Below are 16966 nucleotides of genomic sequence, written 5' to 3' on the forward strand. Positions count from 1 at the left end.
GGCGCTCAGCAAGCTGTCTGTTCAGTCCATCGCGAGTGCTAACTCGGGCTGCTGGACATCCACGCCAAGGCCGCGCAGGCGCTCACTGAGGCGCTCGTAGCCCCGGTTCAGGTACTGCACACCGTCGATGACGGTCTCGCCGTCGGCGGTCAGCGCGCCGATGATCAGGGCGGCACCGGCGCGCAGGTCTGCGGCCTTCACGGGCGCGGAGTGCAGTTTTGCGCCCTGGATCACCTGCGTGTAGCCGCTCACGGTGATGTTCGCGCCCATGCGGTGCAGTTCGGCCACGTGCGTCAGACGATCCGGGTACACGGGATCCTGCACCACGCTGGTGCCGGGCACCGTGGTGAGCAGGGCGCTCATCTGGGGTTGCAGGTCCGTGGGAAAGCCGGGAAAGCTCTGCGTGGTGATGTTCACCGGATGCAGGTCGCGGTCGCGGGCATCGACGACGATGCTGGAGTCGTGCTCCTGCACGTCCACGCCCATCTCCTGCAGTTTGGCGCTCACGGCGCGCAGGTGATCCGGGCGGATGTTCGTGAGGGTCACGCGGCTGCGGGTAGCGGCGGCCATGATCATGAACGTGCCGGCCTCGATGCGATCCGGGATGACCCTGTACGACCCGCCGCGCAGGGCGCTGACACCCCGGATGACCAGGGTGTTCGTCCCGGCGCCCTGGATGTCGGCGCCCAGGCTGTTCAGGAACTCGATCATGTCCACGACGTCCGTGTCGATGCTGGCGTTCTCCAGCGTGACCACGCCGTCGCCCAGCACGCTCGCCAGGATGGCATTGTGGGTACCGCCCACGGTGAGCAGCTCGAAGGCGAAGGTGCCGCTCAGGGCGGCGCTGCGGCGCGCGTCGAAGTTGCCGCCGTCCTCGGTGATCTCGGCGCCCAGGGCGCGCAGGGCCTTGACGTGCTGATCCACGGGACGGGGACCCCACGCGCAGCCGCCGGGCATGGACACGGTGGCCTGCCCGGCGCGGGCCAGGATGGCCCCCAGCACGATGAAGGAGGCCCGCATCTTGCTGACCAGCGCGTAGGGCGCGTCGGTGTTCAGGATCTCGGGGGTGTACAGTTCCAGGCTGTTGTCGCCCACCCAGACGTGCTGCGTGCCCAGATGCTGCATCAGATCCAGGATGGTGTAGACGTCCGACAGACGGGGGATGCCGTGAAGAACGACCTTCTCACTGCTCAGGAGGCTGGCGACGATGACCGGCAGGGCCGCGTTCTTGCTGTGTTGCGCGGCGACCGTTCCCGTGAGCGGGCGGCCTCCCTTGATGTGCAGTGGGGTCAGTTGCATGGATGTCCTTTGGTCAGCGGCCAGCGGGCCGCAGGGAAGCTGGGGGAAGACACGCACCAGAGTGCAGGTGCATGTTACACATGATGCTCACTGTACGTCTAGGCGGGCCGCTTTGCCAGCCGGTCTGGGCAGGAGCTGTCCAGACTTCGGGGCGCCTCACCTGAGTGCTGTACTGATGGTCGCCAACCCAGGAGATGCAACGTGGAGGACGATGTTGAGGACACTCAGGTGACGTGCTACGCTACCCCCGAGTCCCCGGGAACCCGCCGGTGGCCCGCTCAGGAGAGGTATGCCCAAGAAGGAACGCAAACGCCTGCAGGTGGTTATCAGCGATGAGCAGGACGCCCTCCTGACCCGCACGGCCTACGAACTGTCCAGCCCCGAGCGCCTGATCAGCAAGAGCGAGGTCGTGCGTCTGGCCATCGAGAAGATCGCCCGCGAACTGGGCGAGGGCGCGCACCTCGAGGAATACCGCGCGATCCTCGAGGCCGACGACATCAGCGACGAATCCTGAACCTCGACGTCTCATTGTGCGCCCAGCTCCGGCCCGGGCGCGCTTTTCTATGGCGGTAGAGGTTCAGCACAGCCCGGCGCGCTGCCGTGTTCAGGGGCGCATGGCCAGCGGTACCGGCAACACCCGCCGAGCGCCCATGTACCGGGCCGCCCAGTAGCGGTCGCCCAGCAGGTGATCCACGACCACCTTTCCCTGGTAGGTGTTCGCGTCCACGAAGGCGTCATCTCCCAGGTAGATGCCCACGTGCGACACGTGACCCTGGCCGTCCGTGTCGAAGAACACCAGGTCGCCCGGCTGCCACTGACCGCTCTCGACCGGATCGCCCACCAGGGCCTGCGCGGCGCTGGTGCGCGGCAGGTTCATTCCGAGCGGTGTGAAGACCTGCACGACCAGGCCGCTGCAATCCGTGCCGCTGCGGCTGGCCCCGCCGTACACGTACGGGGTGCCCAGCAGCGAGAGCGCCGCCGAGAGCCAGTCCGTGGGCTGGCCGCTAGCGACCGGAAGGGTGCTGGCCGTGGCGTCCGGCACCAGCGGTGGTAGTAGGGCGGCCGGCAACGTGGGCAGCTTGCTGGGTGGACTCAGGTTCGGCCGATCCGGCGCGGGCAGGGCCGGCAGGAAGGGTGACCCGAGCACTCCACCTGATGTGGCCGAGCTGGAGGTGGGGGAAGTGGGCGGGCTGGCCGGAGCCGAAGGTGGAGCGGGGACGCTGGCCGTGGTCGCGCCCGGACGCGCGGGAATCCGCAGGGCCTGACCGGCCTTCAGGGTCGCTCCGGGGGGCAGGGCATTCTCGTACAGCAGGGCCTCCACGCTCACGCCATAGCGGCGTGACAGGGCGTACAGGGTCTCGCCGGGCTGCACGGTGTAGACCAGCACCTCTCGCACGCGCAGCGTCTGCCCGACTTTCAGGGTAGGGGCGCTCAGGCCGTTCAGGCCCAGCAGGGTGTCCACGCTGATGCCGGCCCGGCGGGCAATCGAGTACGCGGTATCGCCGGGCTGCACCGTGACTGTCGACGCCGGGTCGGGCAGTACCGGCCCCGGCGCGGTGGCCGCAGCGGCTCCCAGGCTCAGGGCCAGGAGCAGCAGGGAACGGATCACGACAGGGTGTGGTCTGGGCATCCGGGGCAGGCTCGCAGGGACGACGTGAGGAAACGCTCTGAACTTGGTGAATGGTGCTGACCTTGGCACCGTAACATGCCTTTCCCCAGAACGCAACGTCCAGCACGGGCTTTCCAGCCGACTCGACCAATAGCATGCGTCTGGCAGGCAGTCTGGCGACATCCTGTGGCCAAGGGCAGTGCCACACACCCCTGCCGGTCGACCCCACGTTCAGTTCTTCAGGCTCGCTCAAGGCGGCCGACCGTTCCCCCTGGGCGTATGGTAGGGGGCGTGCTAGCGCGTGCCGACGCGTGGCGAGTCCGGACGTTCAGCGCCCTGCGCCACCCCAACTACCGCCGTTTCTGGATGTCCCAGCTGCTGTCGCTGGTGGGCACGTGGATGCAGGCGACCGCCCAGCAGTACTTGGTGCTGGAACTGTCCGGGGGCAGCAGCGCGGCGCTGGGCTGGGTGACGGTCGCGCAGTTCACGCCCAGCCTGCTGCTCTCACTGTTCGCGGGGGCCGTGATCGACCGCCTGCCCCGGCGCCGCGTGCTGCTGACCACCCAAGGCGTGCTGCTGCTCACGGCCGTGGCGCTGGCGGTGACCACGCACCTGGGGGTCGTGACCTTGCCGCTGGTCATGCTGATCGCGTTCGTGTCGGGCTGCGCGAACGCCTTCGACATGCCCGCCCGGCAGAGCATGGTCGTGGATTTCGTGCCGCGCAGCGACGTCAGCAATGCCGTCGCGCTGAACAGCCTGTCGTTCAACGTGAGCCGCACGCTGGGGCAGGCGCTGTTCGGAGTAGTCGCCGCGCTGGGCGTGTCCCTCTTGGCGGGCGGGGACGGCAGCCGGCTCGCGCACCTCGCGCTGCCGTTCTACCTGAATGTCGCGTCGTTCTTCGTGGTGCTCTACGTCCTGGCGACCCTGCCCTTCCCACCCCGCGAGGCTGCGCCCCACGGCAGCATGCTCGACGACGTCCGCGAGGGCCTGCGCTACGTGCGCCGCACGCCGGGAGTCCGCAACGTCATGTTGCTGGTCGGCCTGATGAGCCTGACGATCATCAATTTCAACGTGATCATTCCCTACTACGCCCGCGTGGTGTTCGGCGCCCGCGAGGCGACCTTCGGGCTCCTCTCGGCGGCCTTCGGGGCCGGGGCCATGGCGGGCGCGCTGTGGCAGGCCAGCCGTCCGAACCCGCTGCGGAACCTGCGGATCGGGGCGCTGATCCTGATCGGGTCAGCCACGGCGCTGGCCCTCACGCCCGGCGCGACGCTCGCGGTGCCGGTGCTGGCCGTGTGCGGCTTCGGCATGCTGAGCCTGCTGGTCAGTGCGAACAGCAGCGTGCAGCTGACCATTCCCGACCACCTGCGCGGCCGGGTCATGAGCCTGTATTCCTTCGTGCTGGTCGGCATGGGCCCGCCCGGCGCGCTGATCTCCAGTTACCTGATCGGCAAGACCGGACCGCTCGGGCCGCGCGTGGGCCTGATCGCCCTGGCTGCCCTGGGCGCCCTGGCCCTGCTGTTCCTATGGACACGCCTGCCCCGCCAGCTGGTGACGCCCGAGGCTCAAGCTGCCCCGGCCGACTGAGGGGACGACGGAGAGGCACCGCCGGGCAGCCGGACGGCAACCGTGGACAGGCCGTGGGCATGTCGGCTGGAAGCCGAGGTGCGCGGTAGGCCCGTGACCCCTATAATGCGCGGGTTATGCGTACGGTGACGGTAGGAACGCGCGGCTCCACGCTTGCGCTCGCGCAGACCCGCTGGGTGGTCGCCCGGCTGAAAGAGGAGTGGCCCGACACGGACTTCCGCATTCAGACGATCAGCACCAAAGGCGACCAGCAGCGGGGCAGCCTCGTGGCAATGGCCCAGCGGGGCGACAAGGGCTTCTGGGTCAAGGAGATCGAGGACGCCCTGCTGCAGAACCGCATCGATATCGCGGTGCACAGCCTCAAGGATCTGCCCACCGAACAGCCGGCGGAACTGGAAGTGTCGAGCATTCCCAAGCGCGTCGATGCGCGGGACATCCTGGTCGGCAAGGAAGGTATGAAGCAGCTCGCCAGCCTGCCGCAGGGCGCCCGCGTGGGCACCAGTTCCGTGCGCCGCAAGGCCTTCCTGAAGGCGTACCGGCCGGATCTGCAGGTCATCGAGTTGCGCGGCAACATCGACACGCGCCTCGCCGCGCTGGCGGGCGACGAGTACGACGCGATCATCCTGGCGGCCGCCGGTCTGATCCGCACCGAGATGCGCCACCGCATCGACGAGTTCATCGAGCCGGACATCCTGCTGCCTGCGCCGGGGCAGGGCGCGCTGGCGCTCGAGACCCGCGCGGACGACGACCTGAACATCGAGGTGGCCTACGCCATCCACGACCACACCACCGACGACCGCATCACGGCCGAACGCGAGTTCCTGGCGGGCCTGGGTGCCGGGTGTATGGCCCCGGTCGGCGCGCACGCGACCATCAAGGGAGGCCTGCTCACGCTGGAGGGCTGGGTCGGCGCGCTGGACGGCCGCGAGGTGATCCGGGGCACCACCCAGGGCGACGCGGCCGAATGCGCGGATCTGGGCGCAGAACTCGCGCAGGACATGCTGGGACAGGGCGCGCGCGACCTCGTGGACGCCGCGCACGTCTGACCTTCCATTGACAGGCCTGCAGCGGCTGGCGGTCATTCATACCGGCGGAACCATCTCCAGCCGGCCCGCTCCGGACGGGCGCGGCGTCACCCCGCAGCAGGCCCCCAGCGTGCCGGGCCTGGAGGGCGTGGTGGTCACGGATTACCAGCCGTTCACGCTGCCCAGCCCGCACGTCACGCCGCAGCACATGCTGGTGCTGGCGCGGCTGGTCGAGCAGGTTGCGCCGCAGCACGACGGTGTGGTCATCACGCACGGCACGGACACGCTGGAAGAAACGGCCTTTGCGCTGCACCTGCTGCTGCCGCCCAGCATTCCGGTGGTGCTCACCGGCAGCATGCGGCACATGGAGGAAGCCTCCTGGGACGGGCCCGGCAACCTGCTGGACGCCGCGCAGGTCGCCCTGCACCCCCGCACGCGCGGGCGCGGCGCGCTGGTCGTGTTCGGCGGCGACATCTTCGACGCGCGCACCGTCACGAAGATCCACACGACGGCCGTGGACGCGTTCGGCGGGTATCCCGGTCCGATCGGGCGGATCGATCGGGTCGGTCATGTGGCGCATGTCGAGTACTTCGCCACCCCGGATGCCCGTACGCCTCTGGCCCCACCCCACCTGGACGCCCACGTGGAGGTGCTGTACGCCTACGCCGGCTGGCAGGGCGAGGGCTACGCTGAGGCGGCCCGGCGTGCCGATGGGCTGGTCATCGCCGCGCTTGGTACCGGGAACCTGCCCGCCGAACTGCTGCCGCTAATCCGCGACACGCCGAAACCCGTGGTGATTGCCACGCGCACGCACGCCGGGCCGGTGCTGCCCGTGTACGGCTACCCCGGTGGCGGGGCCACGCTGGTAGAGGCGGGCGCGATTCCCGCGAGTTTCCTCAATGCCCACAAGGCGCGGCTGCTGCTGCTGACGCTGCTGAGTTGTGGTCTGGACACGCCGGGCATCCGCCACGTGTTCGCGGACGACGCGTACTGATTCACGGTCCGCTGGGGTTCACTGGGAGGAGCGCAGAAGAAGCGCCAGACTAAACGGAAGCGTCCGGCTGCGCCCTCGGCATGAATTCCGTGGCCGACCATCGAAACGCCCGCCATGTCGACTGGCGGGCGTTTCAGTGCGGGCGGATTACTGCAGGTCGAGGCGGATCAGGAAGCGTCCGCAGGACGGGCATTTGACAGGTGGCAATTTGCCCTGTGCGGCTTTCTGCTGGATGCTGACGGGCAGCACCACATTGCACCCCGAGCAGCGCCCACCCTTGATCTCCACGACGCCGAGGCCCTTTTTCGCCTTGCGGATCATGTCGTACTCGCGCATGGTGCGCCCGTCGAGGTTCTCGGCCAGGGCCGCGCGCTCCTGCCGGTCGGCCTCGCCCTGCTGACGCAGATCCTGGACGCGCTGGTCGTCACGGTCTTCCAGGGCAGACAGAGCCGGGCGCAGTTCGCGCATTTGCGCGCGCAGGCCGCTGGCCTTCTCGTTCAGTTCCCGCTGGCGCTCGCGCAGGGGCACCAGATCCTCTTCCATCTCGTCGGCCCGCTCACCGAGCTGCTGGATGCGGCTGCCGTACTGCGACTGCGCGCGGGCGTCGTAGGCGTTCTTGTCCTGCTCCTCTTTGGCCCGCTCGATCTGCTCGCGGGTTCCGGCCAGATCCTGCTCCTGGCCGCGTACGCGCCGGTCGACGTCTTCCAGGGTGATCTCGGTGTCTTCGAGGTCATTGTTCAGGCTTTCCTGCTGGCTGCGGGCAGCCCGCAGGTCATCGGGGATATTCAGTTCCTCATCGCGCAGGCGGTCGAGGTTCAGGTCGAGTTCCTGAACGCGTTGCAGGCGGTGAAGGGGGGTCGTGTCACTCATTCTTTGCAGTCTACCCCCATGTTCCCCGAAGCGGCCGGAGCGTACATGACACATGAACGACCGCCGGGGCGGCGGCGCGTCCGGTCAGCTGTGGGCGGTCACGCCCACCTGCGGGCAGAAACCCTGCATGGCGCAGCCACCGCAGTCCGGCGTGCGGGCGTGGCACACCCGGCGGCCGTGCAGGATCAGGGCGTGGTGCAGGAATACCCAGCGCTCCCGCGGGAACAGTTTTTGCAGGTCGGCCTCCACCTTGTCCGGGTTGGCGTGCGTGCTCAGGCCGAGCCGCCGGGCGAGGCGGCCCACGTGCGTATCCACGGCGATGGCCGGGTAGCCGTAGGCGTTGCTAAGCACCACGTTCGCCGTCTTGCGCCCCGCGCCGGGCAGGGCCACGACGGCGTCAAAGTCATTCGGAACCTCGCCGCCGTGGCGCTGAACCAGGAGTCGGGCCAGCGCGGCCAGATTCCTGGCCTTGCCCCGGTACAGGCCGATCGAGCGGATCAGCGGTTCGAGATCCTCGGGCAGGGCGGTACCCATGGCGTGGGCGTCGGGGTAGCGGGCGAAGAGGGCGGGTGTGGCCGCATTTACGCTGACGTCCGTGGCCTGCGCGCTGAGCACGGTGGCGACCAGCAGCTCAAAGGGCGTGCTGAAGTTCAGTTCGGTGCGGGCGTCGGGGTAGGTGCCTTCCAGGGTGGCCAGCACCTGCGGCGCTCGCTGCCGGGCACCGGCAGGCAGACGGGTGGGCGCGGCAGGGCGGCTGGAACGGGTCACGTGGTCAGGCTACAGCGGCTGGGAGGTACGCGTGGATGTGGAACAGGACGGGCCAGTCGGCCTCCCACGGCCTATGAAACAAGTTGCAATCGTTTGCAATCAGTCTAGACAACCGAATTGTAAGGAATTGCGCTAAGTTAAGGAAAGTGTAAAACTCCACGCATGCTCCAGGGATTCCGGAATTTCGTCCTTCGCGGGAACGTGGTCGATCTGGCCGTCGGTGTGGTCATCGGTGCCGCGTTCGGCGCCGTGGTCACCGCCTTCACCAAATTCCTGCTCGACCCTCTGGTGAAACTCGTGACCGGCGGGGCCAAGGTCGGCGGGGCCTTCACGGTCTCCGGTGTGGTCTTCGACTACGGCACGTTTATCACGGCGCTGATTCAGTTCGTGCTCACCGCCCTGGTGATCTACCTGTTTGTGGTCGTCCCCATGAACCACATCAACGAACGCCTCAAGCGCGAGGAGAAACCCCCGGTCGCCGAGCCCAGCAACGAGGAAAAGCTGCTGGCCGAAATCCGCGACGCCCTGCGCGCCCGCCCCTGAACCCAGGTTCACCGGAACGCGGCTTCCGTTCGTCGGGGCCGCGTCTTTTCTGTCGCCATCCGGACAGCCCCGCCACCCCCAGTCGCCTGGGCGGGTAGCTTGAGCGCATGACGGATCACGCCGACCCCACCGCTGCCCCCTGGACGTACGAGACGGCCGCCGTCCAGACCGCCATTCCCCGCGGCCTGGGGGAGACCATCGGCTTTCCCATCCACGCGGCGGCCGCCTTCCAGTTCGACACGCTGGAGCAGGCGCAGGAGGAATTCCAGGTCAACGACGGCCTGAGCTACGCCCGGCTGCAGAATCCGACCGTCCGCGCCCTGGAAGCCCGACTGACGGCGCTCGAAGGGGGCGCGGCCACCGTCGCCGTCTCGACCGGGCAGGCGGCCACCCTCACCAGCATCCTCAGCGTGTGCCGCGCCGGGGATCACGTCGTGTCCGCCGCGAGCCTGTTCGGCGGCTCGACCGGCATGCTCACCAACATCCTCCCGCTGATGGGCATCACCGCCACGCTGGTGGACGGTACCCCCGAGGCCATCCAGGCCGCCATGCAGCCGAACACCCGCGTGATCTGGGCGGAGATGATCAGCAATCCCTCCGGGGACGTGCCGGACATCGCCGCGCTGGCCGACATCGCGCACGCGCAGGGTGCCGTGCTGGCCATCGACAACACCTGCGGCAGCGTGGGTTACCTGTGTCGACCGCTGGAGCACGGAGCGGACATCGTCTCGCAGTCGCTGACCAAGTGGGCGGGCGGGCACGGCAGCGTCATGGGCGGCAGCGTCACCGTCGGTACCCGGCATGACGTCAGCCGCAACCCGATCTTCGCGGATGGGGGTGCCAGCAGCATCCTGAACGTGCGCGGGGAGGCGGCCCTGGCGTGGCGGCAGCGCTGGCTGGGCGCGCACCAGATCGGTATGACCCTCGCCCCGCACTCCGCGTTCCTGATCGCCCAGGGTCTCGAAACCCTCGGCCTGCGCGTCCAGCGGGAAAGTGTGACCGCCCTGGCCCTCGCGCAGTGGCTCCAGGCACACCCGAAGGTCGGGAAGGTCAGCTACGTCGGCCTGCCGGATCACCGCTTCCACGCGAACGCCATGAAACAACTCCCGCGCGGGCAGGGGGCCGTCCTGACCTTCGAGGTGCCCGATCCTTCGGCCTTCCTTTCCCGTATCCGCGTCCTGCGGATCGCTCCGAACCTCGGTGACGTCCGGACGCTGGTCGTGCACCCCTGGACCACCACCCACGGCCGCGTGCCCGAAGCGGCCCGGTACGCGGCCGGCGTCACCCCCACCACCATCCGCATGAGCGTGGGCGTGGAAGACCTGGGCGACCTCCAGGCCGACATCGAACAGGCGTTGTAAGCAGAACAGGGGAGAGCAGCGGGCCGGCTGGCCCGCTGCTCTCCTCGCTGCAGGCCTAGAGCCAGGCCTTCTTGCCGATCACGTAGTCGCGCTCAAAGTCCGGATCGGACTTGGTCAGGTAGATGATGCCCTCCACCAGCCCCAGCAGGCCGATCGCGCCGCTCACCAGGCTCGCCAGCGGAATGGTCACGATCAGGCCCACGCCCAGCGTGACCAGTCCGAGCAGCAGGGCCAGGATCCACACGCCCACATTCACGCCCAGCATGATCAGGCCCGGCGTCGTCATGCCCAGATAGAACTTGTGCACGCCCAGGCTGCCCAGGATGATGCCCAGCAGGCCCGCGATCACCTTCTTCTGCCCCACGTCGCTCGACGAGATCGCTGAACTGACCTGCTGCATCGCCTGCCGCGCACTGTCACCCAGCGAATCCAGCTCGCTGCGGGCCGATGCTGGAGCCGCGTACGGCCCCTGCGGCATGACCGGATCCTTCGCCTGGGCGCCCGTGGCCCGCGAGACCCAGTCGCCGTCCGCGGTCACCGTGGGTGCAGCTGGCGCGGCGCGCGGGGCAGGCTCGGGAATCCGCAGATCCTCCGGCCACGTGGGGGCCGCCGACACCGCCGGAGCAGCGGGCGGCGCCGGCTGGCTCGGGAAAGCGGCCGGGGCGGCCTGTGGGCCGGTCACCACGTCATCCACCCACGAGGGGGCAGGGGCGGCCGGCGCCGCGGGTGGGGCCGCCGGTCTGGGCGCGGCGGCGGGCGCGTTCAGCACCTCGTCCACCCAGGACGGCGCGTTTCCCTGGGGAGTCCGGTCGGTGCCCGCTTTATCGTCAGGGTTCGTCATGCCCCACAGTACGCCGCCAACCTGCCCGGAGTTTCATCCGCCGAAAGTCAGTGCTGGCGGACGCCGCGCGCCACGATCACCGGCAGCGGTACCGTGACCCGCCCGTCCGCGAAGAGGGGCGCGAGGTCCGCCCTGTGCTCCGCCTCGATCTGCGACCGCACCTCCGGCGTGAAGCCCGCCAGCGGCCCTCCCTCCAAGCCCGCCACGATGTCCGTCCAGCGCGTGTCCACGTCGGGCAGGACGTAGGGCACGTCGGTCTGTTCCACGGTCACCTCTGCAAGCCCCGCCGCCACGAACAGGTCGCAGGCGGCATCCTGGTTGGGAATGCGCCCCAGCGGCGGAAAGCCCGGCGTGACCCCGTGCGCGCCCAGCCGCGCCCGCCAGCGGCCCGGCAGGTCGCCCATCAGGCCCTGTCCGTACGACGACACCACCACCGTGCCCCCAGGCCGCACCACGCGCCGCCACTCCCGCAGCGCGGCGACCATGTCCGGCACGAAGAACAACCCCGAGGCACACACGACCACGTCGAAGGACGCGTCACCGAACGGCAGGGCGGTCGCGTCCGCCTGCACGAAGGAGACGTTCTGAAGGCCGCCCGCCCGCGAGCGCGCCACGCTCAGCATGCCGTCCGACAGGTCCGCCCCCACCACCCGGCCCCCCGGTTCGGTCTTTGCCGCGAGCGCTAGGGCCACGCTGCCCGTGCCCGTCATCACGTCCAGCACCTCCTGCCCGACGCGGACATCCAATTGATCGGCGACGAACTGCGCGGTCAGCGTCAGGAACCCCATCCGGTCGTAAGACGCCGCGAGGTTGTCGAACTGCCGCTGGTTGCGTTCCTCCCACCCCTCTGAAGTTGTCATGAATCACTGTACGCTGGGCCGCCCCGCCCGGTGGCCGGACTTCACCGGGAGGCTGGGCTTACAGTCCGGGAATCGGGGCGGCCACGTCCCTGATTGGATGCCCCCCGGCTGCCGAATCGCTGCCGATCTGTGTGGTCGCGTCGGTGAGCGACTGGATGTCGCTGTCGTTGAGCTGCCCGGCCTTGGCCCTGTTGCCGATGGCCGTGAACGACGCCTTGAGCTTGACCAGTTCCCCATCGAGCTTCTGCAACACCGGGTCGTGACTGGTATGCGCGACCTTCTCGGCCACGTTCACTTCGTGCGCCGCGAACAGCAGGGCCAGTCCGCCCTTCGCGAAGGCCGCGGTTCGCCCGGCCGCGCCACTGGCAAACCGTCCGGCCCGGTACGGCGCGAGCACCCAGTGATGGAACGCGTAGTACGCCACACCCAGGTGCGCGACAAAACGCGTCTTGTCCAGGATGGCGTGCGACGTGCTCAGCGGCCCGGCCACGACAGCAATGGAGGCGAGCACGGTCAGGCGGCGAACGGCAGAGGTGGTCATGCAGGAAGCGTGACCCTGGCCGCTCATCGACACATGAAACGGACGGTCAGGTCTCCAGCACGGCCCGCACCTGCGCCACCCGCTCCGCGACACTGCCGCGCAGCAGCGTGAACGGCACCCCGCGCGACGTCAGATCCTGCCGGATAAAGGCCTGCTGCACGCCGCGCACCTCGGTATTCGCCCGCCAGCCGTCCTGCTCGTGCGGCAGGTCGGTGCCACACAGGAAGGCGTGGGCGTACCGGAACCGGCACTCTGCGGCCAGGGCGTGCAGTTCCGGGCGGGCCGTGCCCGTCAGCAGGTACGACCACATCAGCGTCGTGGCGGCGTCGGTATCGCTGAACACCCAGCGGTGGACGCCGGGCGACGTGGCCGCCTCGTCCTCCAGCGCCCGGTGGCCCCGCGCGATTTCGAGGAAATGCTCCGGCGAGAGCGCCCCGTTCTCGCGCTCGTACACGTCCCGGCCGTACTCGCGCACCCAGGCGGTGCCAACGGCCTCCCCCAGCGCCCGCGTCAGGGTGCTCTTGCCGGTGCTCTCGGCGCCCAGGATCACCACCCGCCGCACGAAGTGGGCGTACACCAGGGGATCGAGGAAGTGCCGCAGGGTGTGAACGTCCGCCCGGAGGGCCGTGCCGCTGACCGGCACCGTTGCCCGAGCCTGATCTACACACACGTGCGCTGCACCCAGCGACGCCGCGAAGGCCTCGCCATAACTCTCGGACGTGTACACCACGTCCGGCTGCACACCCCAGCCGTCCAGCACCCCCCGCACGTACTCGCGGTGAACGTTGTCCGGCTCGTCATTGAGCGGCGGATTCGGCGCGTCCGGCAGCAGCTCCAGCCCCGGAACCAGCCGCGCCGGGTACAGCCTGCGAATCCACGTGCGCCGCAGCGGAGACGGCATGTCCGGGAAGTCGGGCCGCGAGTACACCCACACGCTGACCCGGTCGCATTCGGCCAGCGCCCGGTCGAGCACCCTCATGTGGCCCACGTGCAGCGGCGCGAACTTCCCGACGATCAGGCCATGCCGGTACCGCTGAACCACTATGGGTTCGCCTTGAAGACTTCGCGGATCAGGGTGTTGATCGCGTCGGTCAGGGCGGCCGTGGCCCGGTCGGCGGTGTTCTTCTCGTCGTTTCCGACATTCGTGGCCACCAGCACCGCCGCATTGCGGCCCGGCACGACCCACATGTAGGCGTAGTTGAAGGTGTTCGACCCCGTGTGCCACAGCAGCGGCCCCTTCGCCCACGGCACCGCCGGATTGATCGACCAGCCCTGCGCGTACACCGGCCTGTCCGGGCTGAAACTGTCGGTGTGCAGGCGCTTCCACGTCTCCGCTTTCAGGAACGCCGAGCCGCCCGCCTCGCCGGTCAGGTGCGCGATCAGGAACGGCGCCATGCCCATGACCGGACAGCGCACCCGATCCGACCCCTCGACCACCGCCGAGTTTCCGCTGTCCATGGGGAAGACCTGCACGCCCGTCGCCGTGAACCGGTGGGGCAGGGGATCGCCCGCCTCGCCCGGCCCGAAGGTGCAGCCGGTCATGCCCAGCGGCCCGAACAGTTCCTCACGCATCAGCGTCTGCCAGTCCTTGCCCGTGACCTTCTCGGCCATCATGGTGGCGGTCACGTAGCCCACGTTCGAGTACGAGTACCCGGCTGGCAGATGCGGCTGCGCGTACCCCTGCTCAATGAACGCCTTGCGGGCCGCCCACCGGTCACCCGCCATGGCGGGCGGCGGCAGGTGTGGCGTGCCCGCGCGGTGGGCCAGCAGCGTGCGCAGGGTCACGTCCCGGTACTCGTCGCGCATCTTCACGTCGGGCAGCACGTCCACCACCTTGCTGTCCCAGCTCAGCAGGCCCTTCTCGACCAGCCGCGCGATCATGGTGGCCGTCATGGTCTTGCTGGTCGAGCCCAGCTGGAACACGCTGCTGGCGGTCACCGCCGCCCCGCCCGGCGTGACGTTCCCCGACACGCCCGCCCCGAACATGCCGGAGCCGGTCACGGCCACCCCCATCAGGGCCGGCAGGCCGTACTTGGCGCGCAGCCCGTCCAGCAGGCCTGAGAAGTCCTGGATCGGGGCTGTCTGGGCCAGGGAAGTGCTGCCCAGCAGGGCCGCCGCCAGAATGACGTTACGCATGCTCAAGTGTACCCGCGGTCAGCCGGGCTTCATCCCGCCTCCAGGTGCGCCAGCCGTACACGCTCATGCCCGCCAGGATGAACTGCAGGGTGAACAGCATCCAGTAGCTCGCATGCCAGAAGTACACGGCCTGCACCGCATTCACCACGATCCACACCGGCCACGACCACGCCCAGCGGCGCGTGGTGCCGAAGTTCGCCACCAGCGACAACGTGACCGCCACGAACTGCACCCAGTTCCACGCGGCAGTGAAATCCGTGACCGCCACCGTGTACGCGAAGATCGCCAGGCTCGCCACCCACGTCACGCCGTACCACACCGGCTCGTTGAAGTGGATCTCGCCCCGTGCCCGGCGGGCTTCCAGGTGCCACAGGTATAGCCCGTGAATGCCGAAGAGCAGGTACGTGACCTGCAAGCCCGCCAGCATCCACTGCCCGCCCGCCAGGAAGAGCAGGAAGTACGGCAGCAGCGACAGGTTGCTCCAGTGCCAGTACGCGCTGGATTTGCCGAACAGGAAGTACAGGCTGACCAGCACGCACAGCCCGCCCGACAGGTCGAGGGCCAGCGGGGGAATGTTCACGCCAAACACGTTCATGACGCCACCGCCAGCAGCCGGGCAAAGGCGGTCTCCCAGGGCCGCGTGGGCACGACCGGCCACGCGCGTTCCCGCGACCGCGCGGCCAGCCACTGTCCGAAAGCCACGCTGACGGCGGCCCGGAGGTGCTGCGGCCCGGCCTCCGGCTCACGGCTCAGGAAGTTGGCGAGGAGCTGGACTTGCTCCGGCTCGTCGATCAGGGCGCCGCGCACCCGCCCGGCTTCGATGAACGGCGCGAGGGCCGGTTCGTCCCACAGTTCCGGCGTCAGGTCATCGCCCTCCAGCACGGCGGGCCGCTCGGCCTCCAGACGATCCACGACGACCGCCGCGAACGCGGGCCGCAGCACCCGCGTGACCTCGGCGGTGCGCGCCGCGATCTCACCCGCGCCCAGCGAGAAGGGATCGGGGTGCGTGCTCCACCAGTGCAGCGTGGGCTGTCCTTCAGGGGTGGTCAGGTGCTCCCAGAGCACGTTGAAATCGTCCGCCTCGGCCAGGGCCACGCCGAAATGCTGCGCCAGCGCCCCAGCGACCGACGACTTTCCCACGCCGGACGCCCCGCCGATCACGAACACGTCCCAGGAGCGCGGTGCGGTCATGCCCCGCCCCGCAACTGTCCGCGCAGTTCCATCAACAGTTCGCCCAGGCGGTTGCGGCCCGAACCGTCGCCGCCATCGGCCCAGTAGGCATCGTTGCGTGTGTGCTCGACCAGCACCGCCTCCCCCGTACCCAGCAGCAGCGCCCGTAAGTCCGCGTGCTGCGTGAACTTCGCGTGCAGCGCCACGCGCATCACGTCGTCCTTCGCTGCCTCCCAGTCGGTGCGGAACGGCAGGTCGCGCCGCCGGCCCAGCTGCGCCGCCAGCATCGGCGTCGGCTGGGCGCGCACCTCCTCGACATGGGGTGTGCCCACGAATTTCTGTGCCTGGAAGTAATGCTCGGACGTGGGCCAGACCAAACCATCCAGCTCGATGGGATGCCGGCTAAAGTTGCTGAACTCCCCGTACGGCTTATCAGTCGCGTAAAACAGAATCGGTTCCATCTTCAGACCTCCACATCTGTCCTGCCGCCCGCCAACCCGCAGGAGTACAGTTTTCCCAGGAACCCGCCCACAGGCTGGAAGCCCTCACTCAGGTCGCGTCGTACGTGAGCACTTCAACCGCCGTTTCCCGGCACTGGAGGAACGATGACCGCCCACCACCGAAGGCCCCGCCCGCCCGGCTTGGCGTTCCTGACGCTCGCCATCACCGCCTGCGGCGGCGGCCTGCCCACGCCCAGCTCGCTCGTCCCCACCGCCACGATCTTCTCCGGCCAGGTCGAGAACGGTACCAACGCCAATCCCCTCCCTACCACCGTCACCATCGTCGGCACCAACCTGCAAGGCGCCACCCTCGACTTCGGCGGCGAAGGCCCCGGCACGGCTCTGAACATCAATGCTGCGGGCACCGTCTTGACTGTCGTCGCCCCACCCAACCTGCCCGGACGTCGCCCCGTGATCGTCCGCACCCCATACGGCAAGGTGAACGCCGGCGTGTACACCTTCCGGCAACCCACGCCCAGACCCATCGTGTACCTGCTGACCGCCTACCCCACCAGCGGCCCCGCCACCGGCGGCACCACCGTCACCCTGGCCTTCGACGGCAACCTCACGTACAACCCCGCCGACCCACCCGGCTTCACCCTGCCCGACGTGTACTTCGGTGCCGTCCAGGCTACCGGCGTCACCGCGCCCGTCCAGATGCCCGGCGGCCTGGAACGTTACACCATCACCGCCGTCGCTCCGCCCGGCACCGGCTTCGTCGATATCACCCTGAAATGCCCGGTGGCGAGCTGCTACACCTTCAGTACCACCGATTCCGTGCCCTACCAATACGTGCCTTGAGCGGTGCGACCATGCTGGTCTGACACGCGGGCCATTGCCTTGCCGGGCCGTACGAACGAGA

The 16966-nt window shown here is 69.0% G+C and carries 19 protein-coding genes; 7 read left to right on the forward strand and 12 right to left on the reverse strand.

Features of this window, described 5'->3' with window-relative positions:
- Positions 1 to 21: 21 nt before the first annotated feature.
- Complete coding sequence (gene murA / locus E7T09_RS19575; protein ID WP_136390894.1) at positions 22 to 1299, reverse strand: UDP-N-acetylglucosamine 1-carboxyvinyltransferase; 1278 nt, start codon at positions 1297 to 1299, stop codon at positions 22 to 24.
- Between the two features lie 289 nt (positions 1300 to 1588).
- Between murA and E7T09_RS19580 the strand changes: the two genes are divergently transcribed.
- The gene (locus tag E7T09_RS19580; RefSeq protein WP_136390895.1) at positions 1589 to 1813 is read left to right on the forward strand and encodes a transcriptional regulator; all 225 of its coding nucleotides are present in this window, start codon (positions 1589 to 1591) and stop codon (positions 1811 to 1813) included.
- A gap of 90 nt (positions 1814 to 1903) precedes the next feature.
- Here E7T09_RS19580 and E7T09_RS19585 read toward each other — a convergent pair whose 3' ends face one another.
- A complete protein-coding gene (locus E7T09_RS19585; protein WP_136390896.1) occupies positions 1904 to 2929 on the reverse strand; it encodes a C40 family peptidase in 1026 nt (341 codons plus the stop codon).
- A 270-nt stretch (positions 2930 to 3199) separates the two neighbouring features.
- Here E7T09_RS19585 and E7T09_RS19590 point away from each other — a divergent pair, with 270 nt between their 5' ends.
- The 3 genes from E7T09_RS19590 (at position 3200) to E7T09_RS19600 (ending at position 6514) form a co-directional block, all read left to right on the forward strand.
- Positions 3200 to 4495: an MFS transporter gene (locus tag E7T09_RS19590; protein WP_136390897.1), complete on the forward strand. Its 1296-nt coding sequence runs from the start codon at positions 3200 to 3202 to the stop codon at positions 4493 to 4495.
- Positions 4496 to 4611: 116 nt separating this feature from the next.
- Complete coding sequence (hemC, locus tag E7T09_RS19595) at positions 4612 to 5541, forward strand: hydroxymethylbilane synthase (protein ID WP_136390898.1); 930 nt, start codon at positions 4612 to 4614, stop codon at positions 5539 to 5541.
- Between the two features lie 16 nt (positions 5542 to 5557).
- Entirely contained in the window at positions 5558 to 6514 is a 957-nt protein-coding gene (locus tag E7T09_RS19600; RefSeq protein ID WP_136390969.1) for an asparaginase, read from the forward strand.
- A 147-nt stretch (positions 6515 to 6661) separates the two neighbouring features.
- Here E7T09_RS19600 and E7T09_RS19605 read toward each other — a convergent pair whose 3' ends face one another.
- Together E7T09_RS19605 and nth are read right to left on the reverse strand one after the other, a co-directional pair.
- Positions 6662 to 7384, reverse strand: coding sequence for a zinc ribbon domain-containing protein (locus E7T09_RS19605; RefSeq protein WP_136390899.1), 723 nt, complete (start codon positions 7382 to 7384; stop codon positions 6662 to 6664).
- 84 nt (positions 7385 to 7468) lie between these two features.
- Positions 7469 to 8152 (reverse strand): endonuclease III, encoded by a 684-nt coding sequence (nth, locus tag E7T09_RS19610; RefSeq protein WP_136390900.1) that lies wholly within the window; start codon positions 8150 to 8152, stop codon positions 7469 to 7471.
- A gap of 162 nt (positions 8153 to 8314) precedes the next feature.
- Between nth and mscL the strand changes: the two genes are divergently transcribed.
- Both mscL and E7T09_RS19620 read left to right on the forward strand, forming a co-directional pair.
- Positions 8315 to 8695, forward strand: coding sequence for a large conductance mechanosensitive channel protein MscL (gene mscL, locus E7T09_RS19615; RefSeq protein ID WP_136390901.1), 381 nt, complete (start codon positions 8315 to 8317; stop codon positions 8693 to 8695).
- A 107-nt stretch (positions 8696 to 8802) separates the two neighbouring features.
- On the forward strand, positions 8803 to 10056 hold the full coding sequence (locus E7T09_RS19620) for an aminotransferase class V-fold PLP-dependent enzyme (RefSeq protein WP_136390902.1): 1254 nt from the start codon (positions 8803 to 8805) through the stop codon (positions 10054 to 10056).
- 55 nt (positions 10057 to 10111) lie between these two features.
- Here E7T09_RS19620 and E7T09_RS19625 read toward each other — a convergent pair whose 3' ends face one another.
- From E7T09_RS19625 to E7T09_RS19660, 8 genes are read right to left on the reverse strand one after another with little or no spacing between them, the layout of a single operon-like run.
- The gene (locus E7T09_RS19625; RefSeq protein WP_136390903.1) at positions 10112 to 10897 is read right to left on the reverse strand and encodes a TM2 domain-containing protein; all 786 of its coding nucleotides are present in this window, start codon (positions 10895 to 10897) and stop codon (positions 10112 to 10114) included.
- Between the two features lie 47 nt (positions 10898 to 10944).
- On the reverse strand, positions 10945 to 11757 hold the full coding sequence (locus E7T09_RS19630; RefSeq protein WP_136390904.1) for a class I SAM-dependent methyltransferase: 813 nt from the start codon (positions 11755 to 11757) through the stop codon (positions 10945 to 10947).
- A gap of 58 nt (positions 11758 to 11815) precedes the next feature.
- Positions 11816 to 12298 (reverse strand): hypothetical protein, encoded by a 483-nt coding sequence (locus E7T09_RS19635; RefSeq protein WP_136390905.1) that lies wholly within the window; start codon positions 12296 to 12298, stop codon positions 11816 to 11818.
- A 46-nt stretch (positions 12299 to 12344) separates the two neighbouring features.
- On the reverse strand, positions 12345 to 13340 hold the full coding sequence (locus tag E7T09_RS19640; RefSeq protein WP_136390906.1) for an AAA family ATPase: 996 nt from the start codon (positions 13338 to 13340) through the stop codon (positions 12345 to 12347).
- On the reverse strand, positions 13340 to 14434 hold the full coding sequence (locus E7T09_RS19645; protein ID WP_136390907.1) for a serine hydrolase: 1095 nt from the start codon (positions 14432 to 14434) through the stop codon (positions 13340 to 13342). Before E7T09_RS19645 ends, E7T09_RS19640 begins: the two co-directional genes overlap by 1 nt.
- Positions 14427 to 15029: a nicotinamide mononucleotide transporter family protein gene (locus tag E7T09_RS19650; protein ID WP_136390908.1), complete on the reverse strand. Its 603-nt coding sequence runs from the start codon at positions 15027 to 15029 to the stop codon at positions 14427 to 14429. Before E7T09_RS19650 ends, E7T09_RS19645 begins: the two co-directional genes overlap by 8 nt.
- The gene (locus E7T09_RS19655; protein WP_136390909.1) at positions 15026 to 15625 is read right to left on the reverse strand and encodes a hypothetical protein; all 600 of its coding nucleotides are present in this window, start codon (positions 15623 to 15625) and stop codon (positions 15026 to 15028) included. The genes E7T09_RS19650 and E7T09_RS19655 overlap by 4 nt, the downstream gene beginning before the upstream one ends.
- Positions 15622 to 16065: an NADAR family protein gene (locus E7T09_RS19660; protein ID WP_136390910.1), complete on the reverse strand. Its 444-nt coding sequence runs from the start codon at positions 16063 to 16065 to the stop codon at positions 15622 to 15624. Before E7T09_RS19660 ends, E7T09_RS19655 begins: the two co-directional genes overlap by 4 nt.
- 144 nt (positions 16066 to 16209) lie before the next feature.
- Here E7T09_RS19660 and E7T09_RS19665 point away from each other — a divergent pair, with 144 nt between their 5' ends.
- On the forward strand, positions 16210 to 16905 hold the full coding sequence (locus tag E7T09_RS19665) for a hypothetical protein (protein ID WP_136390911.1): 696 nt from the start codon (positions 16210 to 16212) through the stop codon (positions 16903 to 16905).
- The last annotated feature ends 61 nt before the right edge of the window (positions 16906 to 16966 follow it).

The organism is Deinococcus sp. KSM4-11, from assembly GCF_004801415.1.
GTDB lineage: Bacteria > Deinococcota > Deinococci > Deinococcales > Deinococcaceae > Deinococcus.

Bases quoted from the DNA above. Each gene is read 5' to 3' on its own strand.
- murA (WP_136390894.1), bottom strand. From the start codon at position 1,299: ATGCAACTGACCCCACTGCACATCAAGGGAGGCCGCCCGCTCACGGGA.
- E7T09_RS19580 (WP_136390895.1), top strand. From the start codon at position 1,589: ATGCCCAAGAAGGAACGCAAACGCCTGCAGGTGGTTATCAGCGATGAG.
- E7T09_RS19585 (WP_136390896.1), bottom strand. From the start codon at position 2,929: ATGCCCAGACCACACCCTGTCGTGATCCGTTCCCTGCTGCTCCTGGCC.
- hemC (WP_136390898.1), top strand. From the start codon at position 4,612: ATGCGTACGGTGACGGTAGGAACGCGCGGCTCCACGCTTGCGCTCGCG.
- E7T09_RS19605 (WP_136390899.1), bottom strand. From the start codon at position 7,384: ATGAGTGACACGACCCCCCTTCACCGCCTGCAACGCGTTCAGGAACTC.
- mscL (WP_136390901.1), top strand. From the start codon at position 8,315: ATGCTCCAGGGATTCCGGAATTTCGTCCTTCGCGGGAACGTGGTCGAT.
- E7T09_RS19620 (WP_136390902.1), top strand. From the start codon at position 8,803: ATGACGGATCACGCCGACCCCACCGCTGCCCCCTGGACGTACGAGACG.
- E7T09_RS19625 (WP_136390903.1), bottom strand. From the start codon at position 10,897: ATGACGAACCCTGACGATAAAGCGGGCACCGACCGGACTCCCCAGGGA.
- E7T09_RS19630 (WP_136390904.1), bottom strand. From the start codon at position 11,757: ATGACAACTTCAGAGGGGTGGGAGGAACGCAACCAGCGGCAGTTCGAC.
- E7T09_RS19635 (WP_136390905.1), bottom strand. From the start codon at position 12,298: ATGACCACCTCTGCCGTTCGCCGCCTGACCGTGCTCGCCTCCATTGCT.
- E7T09_RS19645 (WP_136390907.1), bottom strand. From the start codon at position 14,434: ATGCGTAACGTCATTCTGGCGGCGGCCCTGCTGGGCAGCACTTCCCTG.
- E7T09_RS19650 (WP_136390908.1), bottom strand. From the start codon at position 15,029: ATGAACGTGTTTGGCGTGAACATTCCCCCGCTGGCCCTCGACCTGTCG.
- E7T09_RS19655 (WP_136390909.1), bottom strand. From the start codon at position 15,625: ATGACCGCACCGCGCTCCTGGGACGTGTTCGTGATCGGCGGGGCGTCC.
- E7T09_RS19660 (WP_136390910.1), bottom strand. From the start codon at position 16,065: ATGGAACCGATTCTGTTTTACGCGACTGATAAGCCGTACGGGGAGTTC.
- E7T09_RS19665 (WP_136390911.1), top strand. From the start codon at position 16,210: ATGACCGCCCACCACCGAAGGCCCCGCCCGCCCGGCTTGGCGTTCCTG.